General features: G+C 67.8%; 10 protein-coding genes and 3 pseudogenes. 8 read left to right on the top strand and 5 right to left on the bottom strand.

Features of this window, described 5'->3' with window-relative positions:
• Positions 1-506: 506 nt before the first annotated feature.
• The 3 genes from AB0I16_RS17130 to AB0I16_RS17120 all read left to right on the top strand — a co-directional run bounded on the left by AB0I16_RS17130 (position 507) and on the right by AB0I16_RS17120 (position 4,310).
• Positions 507-3,803 (top strand): RHS repeat-associated core domain-containing protein, encoded by a 3,297-nt coding sequence (locus AB0I16_RS17130; protein ID WP_363250294.1) that lies wholly within the window; start codon positions 507-509, stop codon positions 3,801-3,803.
• A 74-nt stretch (positions 3,804-3,877) separates the two neighbouring features.
• On the top strand, positions 3,878-4,072 hold the full coding sequence (locus AB0I16_RS17125; RefSeq protein WP_363250194.1) for a hypothetical protein: 195 nt from the start codon (positions 3,878-3,880) through the stop codon (positions 4,070-4,072).
• Positions 4,073-4,169: 97 nt separating this feature from the next.
• Positions 4,170-4,310 carry a hypothetical protein gene (locus tag AB0I16_RS17120; RefSeq protein ID WP_363250193.1) on the top strand — a complete coding sequence of 47 codons (141 nt, stop codon included), beginning with the start codon at positions 4,170-4,172 and terminating at the stop codon, positions 4,308-4,310.
• A 562-nt stretch (positions 4,311-4,872) separates the two neighbouring features.
• Here AB0I16_RS17120 and AB0I16_RS17115 read toward each other — a convergent pair.
• Positions 4,873-6,015: an FAD-dependent monooxygenase gene (locus AB0I16_RS17115; protein ID WP_363250192.1), complete on the bottom strand. Its 1,143-nt coding sequence runs from the start codon at positions 6,013-6,015 to the stop codon at positions 4,873-4,875.
• 173 nt (positions 6,016-6,188) lie between these two features.
• On the opposite strand from AB0I16_RS17115, the gene AB0I16_RS17110 reads away from it, so the two are divergent.
• The 5 genes and pseudogenes from AB0I16_RS17110 to AB0I16_RS17090 all read left to right on the top strand — a co-directional run.
• Entirely contained in the window at positions 6,189-6,524 is a 336-nt protein-coding gene (locus AB0I16_RS17110; RefSeq protein WP_363250191.1) for a winged helix-turn-helix domain-containing protein, read from the top strand.
• Between the two features lie 278 nt (positions 6,525-6,802).
• Positions 6,803-7,070: pseudogene (locus AB0I16_RS17105) on the top strand (IS5/IS1182 family transposase); the annotation flags it as partial.
• 494 nt (positions 7,071-7,564) lie between these two features.
• Positions 7,565-7,828, top strand: coding sequence for a hypothetical protein (locus AB0I16_RS17100; protein WP_363250190.1), 264 nt, complete (start codon positions 7,565-7,567; stop codon positions 7,826-7,828).
• Positions 7,825-8,265 (top strand): hypothetical protein, encoded by a 441-nt coding sequence (locus AB0I16_RS17095; RefSeq protein WP_363250189.1) that lies wholly within the window; start codon positions 7,825-7,827, stop codon positions 8,263-8,265. Before AB0I16_RS17100 ends, AB0I16_RS17095 begins: the two co-directional genes overlap by 4 nt.
• A gap of 33 nt (positions 8,266-8,298) precedes the next feature.
• Positions 8,299-8,394: pseudogene (locus AB0I16_RS17090) on the top strand (IS5/IS1182 family transposase); the annotation flags it as partial.
• 58 nt (positions 8,395-8,452) lie between these two features.
• On the opposite strand, the gene AB0I16_RS17085 reads toward AB0I16_RS17090, so the two are convergent.
• From AB0I16_RS17085 to AB0I16_RS17070, 4 genes and pseudogenes are all read right to left on the bottom strand, one after another.
• Complete coding sequence (locus AB0I16_RS17085) at positions 8,453-9,862, bottom strand: sulfatase-like hydrolase/transferase (protein ID WP_363250188.1); 1,410 nt, start codon at positions 9,860-9,862, stop codon at positions 8,453-8,455.
• A 100-nt stretch (positions 9,863-9,962) separates the two neighbouring features.
• Positions 9,963-10,058, bottom strand: a complete 96-nt coding sequence (locus tag AB0I16_RS17080; protein WP_363250187.1) for a putative leader peptide — start codon at positions 10,056-10,058, stop codon at positions 9,963-9,965.
• Between the two features lie 644 nt (positions 10,059-10,702).
• Complete coding sequence (locus tag AB0I16_RS17075) at positions 10,703-11,602, bottom strand: oxidoreductase (protein WP_363250186.1); 900 nt, start codon at positions 11,600-11,602, stop codon at positions 10,703-10,705.
• 193 nt (positions 11,603-11,795) lie between these two features.
• A pseudogene (locus tag AB0I16_RS17070) lies at positions 11,796-12,697 on the bottom strand (IS5 family transposase).
• Positions 12,698-12,889: the final 192 nt, after the last annotated feature.

Below are 12,889 nucleotides of genomic sequence, written 5' to 3'. Positions count from 1 at the left end.
CGTCGGCCAGACGCACCCTCACCTCGCCGACGTCGACCTCCGCCCCCTTGAGCCCGCAGACGATGCGCGGCCCGCCAATCGACGACTTGATGGCTAGCCAGGCGCCGCACTGCATAGACCTATGGGGGCAAGAGCACTGCACCGTTCGATTTCAGTCACAGTCAGAACGCACGTGAATGCGAACAGCATGGATGGCGACATGCGTAGCCAATCCATTCCATAGGATTTGTCCGTGATCGCCCGGTCGGAGGGATGGGCTGATTCCGGGCCGTGTGACGCAAATGTTCGAGGGCACTGCGGCGTTTCCTGTGCGGATCGTGTGGCACCTTGTGTGCGCCTCGTGACCACTGGGGTCTGCGAGATGCGTCTTCCTGTGGGGGGAAGCCTTGATGCAACGCACCGCCGGTGCGCGCGTCCAGCGTGCCCGGAAGAGAACCCGCCTTGCCACCACCGCGGCCCTGGCCGCCGGCGCCCTGACCCTGTCCCTGCTGCCAACCGCGGGCGCGATGGCGGCGGATGAACCGGGCTCGGCGTGGGGCAAGGACGCCCCGAGTTTCACGATGCCCGAGGTGAAGGTCGGCTCCAACGAGCCGGCCAAGCCCGAGGCGGAGGCCGAGCCCTCCGAAGAGGTCGCCCGGTGGCGGGCGGCGCAGCAGATGCGCGCCCAGGGCGGCGAGACCGCCACGAAACGCGCGGCCCGCGCCGCGACGCCCGCGACTACGACGTATGTGCCCGAGGGCCAGGGGAACGTGCCCTGGCACAAGATCAGCGACTTCGCGATCACGGACGCCCTCACGGCCCGGATCGACTACTCCACCGGCAACCTGATGCTCACCGCGACGGACTTCTCCATCGCGGGCGTGGGCCAGCAGCTCACTCTGGCGCGCACCTACAACTCCCTCGACGCCCCCTGGGGCAAGGTCTCCCAGCGCTGGTGGCAGCAGTACGAGCGCTACCTGCAGATCCTCGACGACGAGGTTGTCCTCTACGACGCCTCCGGTGACACCCTGCGCTTCGACAAGGCCGCCGACGGCTCCTTCACCACGCCCAAGGGCTACTCCAAGGAGCTGAAGAAGAACGCCGACGGCACCTACACCGTCACCAACTGGAAGTCCCACACCAAGGACACCTACAACGAGCACGGCACCCTGACCAAGGTCACCGACAAGAACAAAGGCACCATCACCGTCACCCAGCACGACCAGGGCAGCGAGCACAAGGGCTTCAAGCTGACCGAGACCCGCTCCGGCCGCTGGATCGACCTGCTCAAGACCGACGCCTCACAGTGGCAGGCCAAGGACAACTCCGGCCGCACCGCCGTCTTCGACCTCGACCCGGCAGGCAACCTGCACAAGACCACCGACGCCGAAGGCAAGACCACCACCTTCGGCTACGACTCCTCCCGCCGCCTCACCAAGATCACCACGCCCGAGGGCCGCGTCACCGTCTTTACCTACGACCAAGCCAACCGCGTCACCTCCATGCTGCGCGCCACCGAGCTCAACGGCTCCGGCCACACCGGCCCCACCTGGACCTACGCCTACAGCGCGGACACGCCCACGACAGCGGGCACGACGACCGTCACCGACCCGGAGAAGCACGCCACGAAGTACCAGCACGACGGCGACGGCCAGGTCACCGACGTCACCGACGCCCTGGAACGCAACCGCAAGACGGAGTTCGACGCCAACCACAACATCGACACGGCCACGGACGCGATGGGCACCGGCACCACGCCCGGCAACGTCACCGACTACGGCTTCAATACCCGCAACAACCTTGAGTCCATGAAGTCGCCCACCGGCGGGAAGTCGGTCACCAGCTGGCAGACGATCGCCGGCGGTGACAAGCCCAAGGACTCCACGAACGCCGACGGCGAGAAAACCTCGTACACGTATGACACGGCCGGCAACACCAAGTCGGTTGCGCAGACCGGCACGGGCGGCGGCAGCGTCTCCTACACCTACAACCCGGCCGACCCCACCTGCGGAGGCTTCGAGGGTCAGCGGTGCACGGCGGAGACGAAGATGTCCGCCTCGAAGACGGTGAAGACAGCCTTCACCTACGACGACCGGGGCAACCTCACCAAGGTGAGTCCGCCCAAGCCGCTGGGGGAGACCACCTACACCTACGACAGCCTGGGCCGCACCGAGACCCTCACCGACGGCCGCGGGATCAAGAAGGTCTTCACCTACGACAACCTGGACCGCATCACGGCCGTCTCGACCACCAATGACACGGTCCGCTACCACTACGACGGCGACGGCAACCTGCGCCAGCGCGACGACTCCACCGGCACCGTCAAGTACCAGTTCGACCCGCTCCAGCGCGAGACGGTCCGCACCCTGCAGGACGGCTCCCAGACCCTGCTCGCCTACACCCCGGCGGGCAACGTGGACTACTACCAGGACCCGGCGGGCAAGACCGACTACACCTGGAACGAGGTCAACAAGCTCAAGGAGTTCAAGGACCCGCAGGGCCGGGTGACGACGTACCAGTACAACCGCAATGACGTGCGCACCGAGACCGCCTACCCCGGCGGCACGGTGCAGACGGTCGCCGTCGACAAGTCCGGCCGCCCCGAGAAGATCACCGCCAAGTCGTCCAAGGGCACCCTGGTGGACCTGGCCTACACCTACGGTTACGGCACCGACGCCAAGACCGACGGCGCCAAGATCCGCACCAAGACGGACACAGTGGCGGGCACGAAGACCACCTACACCTACGACGGCGCGGGCCGCTTCTCCTACGCGGCGGAGAACAAGGGCACGGCCCTCAACTCCTCCTGGCAGTACTGCTACGACCTGGCCGGAAACCTGACCAGCCAGGGCACCGAGAAGGGCTGCCCGCGCGGCACCACCTACAGCATCAACGACGCCCAGCAGATCACCGCCAAGAACGGCTCCTCCACGAACTGGTCCTACGACGCCGAGGGGAACGAGACGGCGGGTGCCTCGACGCCGGAGGGCACCCGCACGAGCGAGAAGTGGTCGGATCACAGCCAGCTGACCTCGCTGACGGTGGGCGGCACAACCTACGCGGGCCAGTACGGCTCCACCGACCAGAGCGAGCGGATCAAGCTCGGTGACACCTACTTCCACAACGGGCCGCTGGGCCTGTCGGCCACCTCGATTGCCGGGAAAGACACCGGCTTCAACCGTGAACCCGGGGGCACACTCAATTCCATGACCCGGGACGGGAAGACGTACTTCTACCTCACTGACGCGATCGGCTCCGTCGTCGCCATCACGGACGAGTCCGGCACCAAGGTCAACGACTACTCCTACAGCCCCCGCGGCGTCACCCGCGCGGCCGGCAGTGAGAAGATCACCCAGCCCTACCGGTTCGCCGGCGGCTACCAGGACCCGACGGGCCTGTACCACTTCGCGGCCCGGTACTACGACCCCAACGTCGGCCGGTTCAACAGCCCCGACCCTTCCGGCCAGGAACAGAACCCCTACCTCTACGCCGAAGGCGACCCGGTCAACCGGATCGACCCGAGCGGGCTGATCACGGGTTCGATCTCGGGCGAAGTCTGCTTCGGGGTCTGCATCGGAGTGGGCGGCAAGACCGACGGCAAGGAGGCCAAGCCCACGCTCAGCCTCGGTTTTGGAACCCCGGGAGTGAGCGGGGGCCTGTCCGCCGACACCGGTGACATGGAAAGCGGCGGATCGGTCGGTGTCTCGTGCGGTGTCGGTCCCGGCAGCGTCACCGCCTCGACCGACGGGAAGAGCGTGGACGCCGGGGTGGAGACCGGCGGCAGCACCGGAAAGTGCTCGGGCACAGCCGAGTACACCTTCTAAAGGCAACGTTTCAGAGATCGGGTCGGCAAAGGCACCCGGCAGGAGGCGAGATGAGGGTAGCGGTCGGAGTATTCGTGGCCGTTTTCGGCCTGTGCTTCGCGGTCTTCGCGAAGAGGCTGAGCAGGGGAAGCGCCGCGAGTTCCAGGGAAATCTTCGGCACAACGGGCGGCTCAGCCATGCGCCGCTACAACCGCGGCGTCTTCGCCGTGGTCGGAAGCCTCCTGGCAGTCTTCGGCATCGCGTATGCCGCGGGACTGATCGGCTCGTAAGGCGGTGCCGCCAACGGAGCGGCACCGCTGAAGGTACGGAACACGGAAGCCCGGCCGGAGCGGCACTCCGGCCGGGCTCCACGAAGGAGAGGGAAACATGCACCAGGACTCGGAATCGTCGATCGAACTGGCCAAGATGTGGGCTTCGGGCGGAGGCGCGACGGTCTTCGTCATCCTCTTCGTCATCTTCGCGATCGTCCTCGTAGCGCTGCTGATGCGAAGCAAGAATCGACGATGAGAGATGGCTCCACCGAGTCGGAGTGCAGACCTGCGCCACCCCCGAACACTGGCGAGAACCGTCCCTATCGGGAACCGGATGTGTTGAGGAGCGGCCTGCGCACACTTGCTGATCGTTGTGGTCTGCCCCGGTGACCGCACACCTTGTATCTCATCGCCAGCACCGCCCGCCCGCATAGGGTGCGGTGCATCCGTCCCGGAGCCACCACACCCGGCCGCGTGGTGGCCCGGTCACCATCGGCATCCCATACTCACCGGGCCTGTCGCCACCCAGTGGCACGGAGCCGTGCTGGTGGGTCTGGTGCTACAGAGCGAGTGGCGAGTGTGGTCGCAGTGGTCGTACTCCCACTGCCACTCCTCCTCAAGAGGGAAGGATTGGCCGGGCAGGCGTACGGCGGCGCCATCGAACGGCTCTGGACTCATCAAGCAGTCCGCTTTCCAGACGGCGCAACTGTCCGGGTTCTTCTCCCAGGGGCAGCAGACCGGACATGGCGGCGCCCCGACCCGGTTGGGAGCTACAGGGAGCTGCGCACCGGCCGGTGACCGGTCGGTGCGGGCTCGGTCTACCGGTTCGCGGCTTCGCGAGAGGCGATCCGGTTCGTGCGACCGACCGCGCGGCCCACCGCGTTGCGCACCGCGAGGCCCGGCCCGGTGCGGGGCACCATGAGCCGGGAGAGCAGACCGACGCGTCGCTGCCGCGGGCCTACCTCGCGGCGGAGCCGCGACTCGTAGGCGGCGAAGGCGCGGGCGTGGTCACCGGGATGGGCGGCGAGCTCTCCTGCGAGGGCGTACGCGCCCGTCATCGCCATGCTGGACCCGTCACCCAGCAGAGCTGTCGCCGCCGCCGCGTCCCCGAGCAGTACGACCCGTCCGCGGGACCACGAGGGCACCCGGACGGTGGTCAGGGGGTCGAAGAACGGAGCTGGGTGGTCGAGGAACGCCGCCACGAGTTCCGGTGCCCGCCACCGCACGTCGGCATAGGCGTCGGCCACGGCCTGCTTGTGAAGGGCGATGTTCTTGCGGTCGTGGGGCGCTGTCTGTGCGGCCCGGAAGGTGAAGATCGCGAGTGGGGTGGTCCGCGAGGGGTGGAGGACCAGCATCCGGTTCGGCACGGTCAGCATCGTCATCTCGGTCGGGTCCTCAATGGCGTCGGGTTCCAGCGGGACAGTCGCGCCGTACAGGCCCAGGTCGCTCGCGAACTGCCGCTCGGGGCCGAACACCAGGCGCCGTACGGTGGAGTGCATCCCGTCGGCACCGACCACCAAGTCGAAGCGTCGTGGCGCGGACCGTCGGAAGGTGACGTCCACCCCGCCTTCGTCCTGGTCGAGAGCGGTGACCGTGTCGTCGAACAAGAACTCGGTCTCGGTCTGCGCCCACTGGTGGAGCACCTCGGACAGGTCGGCTCGGGTCACCTCGACCGTCGGCGCCTTGTCCGAGGTGAGCGGGAGTTGCAGGATTCGCCTGCCGTCGGGGTCGAGCAGGGTCAGCGACCGATTGCGGGTGGCGAGCTCGCGGAGCCGCGGGAGGACGCCCATGCGCTCGGCGACCGGGATCGCGGGCCCCTTCACGACGATCGCGCTACCACCGGAGCGCAGCTGCCGGGCGTGCTCGACGACTGTCGGCCGGTATCCATTCCGGGAGAGCCAGTACGCGAGTGCGGGCCCTGCGATTCCGGCACCGACTATCAGCACCTCGGGCTTCTTCATGACGGTGACCTCTCGGAGTGTCGATGACCAGGTCCCCGGCGAGTGCCGGGCCGGGTCTGAGGGAGCGGCGGCACGGGGCGGTGCAACCGGACCAAGGTACGATCAATTTCGTACCTCATCAGAGAAGCACGCCTTTCAGGTACGATGCAAGTCATACCTAAAGGGGGTGCCGCGTGGCCGGGAGAAACCTGGTCGGCCCGGAGGCCGATGCGCTCGATCTGGGTGCGGTGTTTCGCGCCCTCGCCGACGAGCACCGTCGGTCGGTGATGACGGCGTTGGCCGCCGACCACAGCGACAGCGAGCGGGGCTGCAACTCGTTCGATCTTCCGATCTCGAAGCAGACCCAGACCCACCACTTCCGGGTCCTGCGCGAGGCAGGTCTCATTGACGAGATCGATTACGGCAACCGCAAGGGCATCCGACTACGACGCGCGGACATCGAGAAGAGATTCCCCGGGCTGCTCACGCTCCTGGGTGCAGAGTTTCCGGGCGGTACTGCTCCTCGCTGAACATGGCTGGACACAGCTGAGCACGCCGGAGGGGAGTCCGAGTCGGCCCTGAGCCGCGAGCTCGACCGGATCCAGCTCGCGCCCGGCTGGCAGATAGCCGAGCACGACGCGGACACGAATAGATTCGGTTCCGCTTCGACCACCGCCCCGCGCTCGTGATCGGCGCCGAACTCTTCCGCACACTCCCTCAGCCCACACCCACTGAGGTCCCCTCAGCCTGCGTGCGGAGCAGGACCACTGCGTGTCGGGTCCAAGCCATCCTGCCAGAAGCTTTCCGCATGCTCGTCTACCCAGCCGGGGACGATCTGGCCACCTCCGCTCTGCGCTTCCTCGCCCGTGAGGTGACCGCACGGCGTCTCGCGCAAGGGGGGCACGATGGCGCCGGCTCGCCGCCGGGTCCGGTGTGGGCACCACCACCGCCTACCGGTACATCACCGAGGCCGTCGACATCCTGGCCGCTCTGGCTCCAACCCTCCCCTCGCCGAGGCGGTGAGGACAGCCTCCGGCAAGGCGTTCGTGATCCTGGACGGCACGTTGCTGCCGATCGGCACCGCCTGCGCGGCCTCCAGTCGCTGCTGCCGTGACAAGGTTGCCCGTTGCAGCTCCCACCGTTTCCCGGAGCAGAAGGATCGGTCGGCGGCGATCCGGTCTGCCATCAGCGGAGAACTCCTCAAAGGGATCGGAGCCTGAACCTCACACACACTGGTCACGACAACGGGACACGAAAGAGGAGTGCGACCCTGCATCGATTTTTCTACATCATCGGAGTGATCTCGGTGGTAGCCATAATCGCTATAGCGCGCGGTCCGTCTGAGCTTGCCGTGCTCGTCATGGACGAGAGGCGCCGCATCGCCGTACATCCGAGCGCGGATGCCGTCCTCGCCGGGCACCCGGTACGTTTCTGAATGGTCAAATTGCACCGCCGGGCGACACTCGCCACCTGATCAAGATGGGAAGGGCTCCCTGCGCCCGCCGGCGGCGACGACGGCTGGCCGGCACGGTGACGGTCCGCTCGCAGGATGCTCGTAGGCTTGCATGCCATGACGACGCGCATAGCGGGGGACCAGGTGCTCAACCCGTGGACCCGCACGACCAGGAGCGCACCGTACGCGGTTCCCGAAGACCTGCCGCACCTGCAAGCCCTTGCCAGCGCCCAAGTCCACCCCTCGCACGCGCGGTACCGGCTCAACCTGACACTCCCGCCGGAACCGTTCATCGGCCTCCATGACGCGCCCCTGGTCATGCTGCTGGCCAACCCAGGCGTGCGGGACGCAGACCCGGCCGCCTACGCCCGGCCGGCGTGACCGAGCGAACCCTGCAACACATCGCGAACGCCGGTGGGACTCCCAACCACTTCCTGACGCACCCCGACAAGGACCATCCAGGACTGCTGTGGTGGTCCCGAGCTCTGAACGGCCTGACGGAGCAGGGGTACAGCCACGACGAACTCGCCCGGCAGATCCTTGCCGTGCAGTTCCACGGCTATCATTCGCAATCGTGGCGGCCGATCCCGTACACGCTGCCCTCTCAGTCCTTCGCCTTCCACCTGGTGCGCCGCGCCATATCCCGTGACGCGGTGATCGTCCTCGGACGCATCGCGGCCATGTGGAAGATCGCCGTGCCGGAGCTGGCGTCATATCCGCATGTGGTGACGCCGAAACAGAACCGGAGCGTGCAGATCAGCCGGGGAAACTTCAATCCTGAGGACTTCGAGCGGATCGAGCAAGCCCTCAAGGGCTGAGCGCGCACGGCGATGCGGTGCGCGCCCAGCGGGAAGGGCTGGGGCCTCTTGCGGCACCTTCGCTGCGGCACCAACCGGAGCACCGTCTTCGTGAAGGCAGTCCTCGTCCTACACCGCGCCTCGGCGTGAGGTTGGAAGAGGCTCACTGCCCAAGAGCCTGTGTCATAACCCCGGCCGGCCGGCGGCGTCAGGAGCGCGCCGGATAGGGCAGCAGCTCCCTGTCCGTCCGCTCCCAGGCCGTACGCAGCTCGGCCAGCAGTTCCGGCCTCGCGGCCGCCCGGTCGGCCTGCTCCCGCTGATCGTCGGCCAGGTTGAACAACTGGTCGGCGCCGCCCTTGCCCCGGTAGTACTTCCACTCCCCGCGCCGCAGCGCCCGCTCACCCCTGACCCGCCAGAACAGCTCCCGCTCGGTGAGTTCCGCGCCCTTCAGCAGGTACGGGGCGAGGCTCGTGCCGTCCAGTGGGTGCGCGGCGTCCGGCCGAGCCCCGCCGACCTCCAGGAGCGTCGCCGTCCAGTCAGGGGTGAAGACGGGCTCGTGGCTGACCTGGCCGCCGTTGATCCGCGCGGGCCAGCGCACGAGGGTCGGCACGCGGATACCGCCCTCCTTCAGCGAACCCTTGCCGCCGGAGAGCGGCCAGTTGTACGAGAAGCGCTCACCGCCGTTGTCCGAGGCGAAGAAGACGAGGGTGTCCCGTTCCTGCCCGGACGCCTTCAACACCCGCAGCACCTCACCGACGGATCGGTCCAGGTCCTGGACCAGCTGCGTGTACTTCGCCACGGAACCGCCGTCCTGGTGCCACAGCGCTCCCTTGTCACCCGCCTTGATCCGCCGTACCACCTCGGCGCTCTCCGCCTCGTCCCCCTCGGCGATCCACGGCCAGTGCGGAGTGGTGAAGTTGAGGTTGAGCAGCCACGGCCGGCCGTGGTCGCGCCGGATGTACTCCCCGGCCCGCTCGGTCAGGATCCGCGTGTAGTACCGCAGGTCCTTGTACGCGACGTCACCTTCGTAGAGGTCGTACTCACCGCCGAGCCCCAGTTTCGAGTAGTACTCCAGGGCCCCGCCGAAGTTCCCGAAGAACTCGTCCCAGCCCGACTTCGTGGGGGAGTGGTCCGGCAGGTAGCCGCAGTGCCACTTGCCGATCAGCGCGGTCGCGTACCCCGCGTCGCGCAGCAGCGAGGCGAGCGTGGGGTGGGTCGGTTCGAGGCCCGTGGACCTGTCCGCGATGGGCTCGGCGAGGCCGCCCTCGGTACGTCCGGGGAAGCGTCCGGTGTAGAGGCTGAAGCGGGTGGGGGAGCACGTCGCCGAACCGGCGTAGGCGTCCGTGAACCGCACACCCTGGCGTGCCAGGCGGTCCAGGTTCGGGGTCTTGATGTGCGGCGAGCCGTAGACGGAGAGATCGGCCCAGCCGAGGTCGTCACCGAGTACGAAGAGGATGTTGGGGCGCCGGGAACGGCGGTGCGAGGCGGCGCGGAACGGCTGTTCCCGGCGCCCGTCCGCGGCTTCGGCCCCGGCGGCCGGAAGCCCGACGGCCGCGGCGGTGGCACCGACGACGCCGCCGAAGGCACGCCGGGACAGCTTGGATTCGTACGAGGACACAGGCGCTCCTGAACGGGGCACGGCGCGCCGAGGCGTCACGTGCCCGCAGATGACGAGAAGAGACGAGAAGAGACGAGAAGACCAGAAGAGGCGATGGGGTTCAGGAAGCGCGGCGACAGATGGCGCTCGCCACACGGACCAGGTCGACGTGGCGGCGCGCCACGAGCATGACCGTCGGGTCGGCGAGGGGCTGCATGGCGGGGAGCCTGGCCGAGGACTCATGTACGTGTCAACAAAAGGGCCGGCTTGTTCACAGGGGCTTCGCAATGGCGGGCCCGGGCCGGGCACGTGGTCAGGGGTGGGGCCCCGGACGGTGGGTCCCGGACGGTGGGTCCGCCGCCGGTGTCACCTGGGGACGACGCCGACAACGAGCCCGTGTCGCGCGGCAGGCCATGCGGGAAGACATCCCGCGGCGCGCCGTCGACCGGGCCCGTCTCGACGGCTCCGGAGGTTCAGGCGAGAGGAGGGGCGGGGCGGGATCCCGCCCGCAACCGCCCCCGCTCACTTCCCCCGGCCGGGCGTGTACTGGGACGGTGAGTGCCTGCGGACGTGGGGCGCCGCGTTCCTCGTGCTCCTCCTCTGCGCAGGTCAGGGCAGCGGCCCTGCGCAAGTGGGGAAGGCCGTCAGGGCCCGCCTGCACGGTCTCGGGGCTCACCGGCCGAGCGGCCGTGCCCAGGGGCGATGCGGCCCGGCTGCTTCGGCCTCTCCGGGCAGGGTGACTCGCGCAGGCCGCCTGGAGACGCGGATACGCCGGGGCGCGCGCCCCATCGAGCTAGAGCCTGTCTCCCCGATCACGTGCGGTTTGTGGGGTTTGTTTCAGCACGTGTGATGTGACTGGTATCAGGATGCGGAGCGGCCGATTGAATCGAGGAGCTGGAGTTCGTCCGCCGCGAGTCGGAGTGCGCCCGCTGCCACATTGTCGACGAGGTGTGCCGGGTTGCCCGTCCCGGGGATGGCCAGCACATGGGCACCTTGCTGCAGAATCCATGCCAGGCGGACCTGCGCAGGTGAGACGCCGTGCGCGCGGGCCACAGCTTGGACCTCGTCGTGCTCGGCCCGGACGGCTCCGGCCTCGCGTCCCTGACCGGCGATGGAGAAGAAGGGCACGAAAGCGATGCCGCGCTCTGCGCATGCCCGGAGCATGTCCTTTCCGCCGGATGCGTCGATGCCGTAGCGGTTCTGGACGCAGACCACCGGTGCGATCTGCTGGGCCTGGGCCAGGTGTTCTGGGCGAGCGCCGGAGAGGCCGAGGTGGCGGATGAGCCCGGCGTCGCGTAGTTCAGCGAGAGCTCCGAAGTGCTCGCTGATGGAGTCCTGGCCCATGAGGCGCAGGTTGACCAGGTCGAGGTGGTCGCGGCCGAGTTGGCGCAGATTTTCCTCGACCTGGCCGCGCAGTTGGTCGGGCCGCGCCGAGGTGGCCCACTCGCCGCCAGCATCCCTGGCCGGGCCGACTTTGGTGGCGATGACGAGATCGTCCGCATAGGGCGCCAGCGCCGAGTTGATCAGCTCATTGGCGGAGCGCAGCCGGGAGAAGTAGAAGGCCGCGGTGTCGATGTGGTTGACGCCGAGCTCGACCGCGCGGCGCAGTGCGTCGAGCGCCTGGCTGCGGTCTCTGGGAGTGCCCTGGTGGAAAGCGGCACTGCCGGTCAGGCGCATGGCGCCGAAACCGATCCGGTTGACCTTGAGATCACCGAGCATCCACGTGCCAGCGGCTGCCGCAGAGACCGTTTGGGACGTCATCTATTCCATCAGCTCCCATCTGATCGGCCATCGCCCTTCGACAGTTCAAGGCGCGGCGGTCCTGGAGTATGCGCAGGTGACAGGTGCAGCGGGAAGGTGCGGAGTGTTGGGGGAATGTCACAGCGTGACCGGGAATCCTGGCTCCGCATGCCGAGTTGTAACTGGTGATGCTTCCACTCCGTGGGCTCGTCCGTCAGGAGCGGAGCCAGATGAGGAGTGCGGCAGCTGTGACGGTGCCGAGGTAGACATATCCGCGCTTGTCGTAACGAGTGGCCACGGCTCTGAACTGTTTTAGCTTTCCGATGGCCCGCTCCACCGTGTTGCGATCTTTGTATCGGGCCTTGTCGAATCCCGGGGGCCGTCCGCCGCGTGAACCGCGGTGCAGGCGGGCGGCCTTGTGATCCTTCTTCTCCGGAATCACGTGCCGGATGCCGCGCTTGTGGAGGTAGCCTCGGATCTTGCGGTTGCTGTATGCCTTGTCGGCGCTCACGCTGTCCGGCGTGCGACGAGGGCGGCCGCGCCTCTTCCTGGGAACGCGGATCTTGTCCATGACCGGCTCAAGCTGGGTGCAGTCCGCCCGCTGTCCCGGCGTGATGAGCAGGGTCAGCGGACGGCAGTTGCCTTCCGCAGCGACATGGATCTTCGTGGTCAAGCCGCCGCGGGACCGGCCGATCCCTTCACCAGCCTCACCGCCCCCTCCAGCAGGTCGCGCAAGCTCACCGCCATCGTCAGGTGCTGAACCGATCTTCGCGGGGCCCCTTTTGAGGAGCCCCGCGGAGGCGGCGGTGGATCTTTGGGCGCGCCCGCTGCGTGCTGGTGAGCACGCACGACGGTGGAGTCGACGTTGATGTTCCAGTTGATGTCGCCCTCGGCGTCGGCGGCGGCCTGGACGTGCCGCAGGAGCATCTCCCATGTCCCGTCGGCCGACCACAGCGCATGCCGTTTATGGACGGTCTTCCACGGACCGAAGCGTTCCGGCAGTTCGCGCCACTGCACTCCGGTGCCCAGCCGGTGAATGATCCCGTTGATCACCTGCCGGTGATCCCGCCACCGGCCGCACCATTTGTTGCTCACCGGCAACAACGGCTCCAGCACAGGTCACTCACCGTCAGTCAGATCCCCTCGACTCATCATGCTCAGAACAACGAGCTACTTGATCGAAGAGACACGACATAAGGGTAGGGCTCACCTGCGCGTGAACGCCGTAAGCGGCCTGCCGCGTTGACGGCTGCGACGAGGATGCTGAGGGCGGCGCCCCACCGGGCCCTGATCCGAACCGGGTCGCGA

The organism is Streptomyces sp. NPDC050703 (genome assembly GCF_040654435.1).
Taxonomy (GTDB): Bacteria; Actinomycetota; Actinomycetes; order Streptomycetales; family Streptomycetaceae; genus Streptomyces.
This window is presented reverse-complemented; position numbering and strand designations above follow the sequence as displayed.

Excerpts from the sequence above, each read along its gene's own strand:
- AB0I16_RS17120 (WP_363250193.1), top strand. The coding sequence starts at position 4,170 with ATGCACCAGGACTCGGAATCGTCGATCGAACTGGCCAAGATGTGGGCT.
- AB0I16_RS17115 (WP_363250192.1), bottom strand. The coding sequence starts at position 6,015 with ATGAAGAAGCCCGAGGTGCTGATAGTCGGTGCCGGAATCGCAGGGCCC.
- AB0I16_RS17130 (WP_363250294.1), top strand. The coding sequence starts at position 507 with ATGGCGGCGGATGAACCGGGCTCGGCGTGGGGCAAGGACGCCCCGAGT.
- AB0I16_RS17100 (WP_363250190.1), top strand. The coding sequence starts at position 7,565 with ATGACGACGCGCATAGCGGGGGACCAGGTGCTCAACCCGTGGACCCGC.
- AB0I16_RS17075 (WP_363250186.1), bottom strand. The coding sequence starts at position 11,602 with ATGACGTCCCAAACGGTCTCTGCGGCAGCCGCTGGCACGTGGATGCTC.
- AB0I16_RS17080 (WP_363250187.1), bottom strand. The coding sequence starts at position 10,058 with ATGCAGCCCCTCGCCGACCCGACGGTCATGCTCGTGGCGCGCCGCCAC.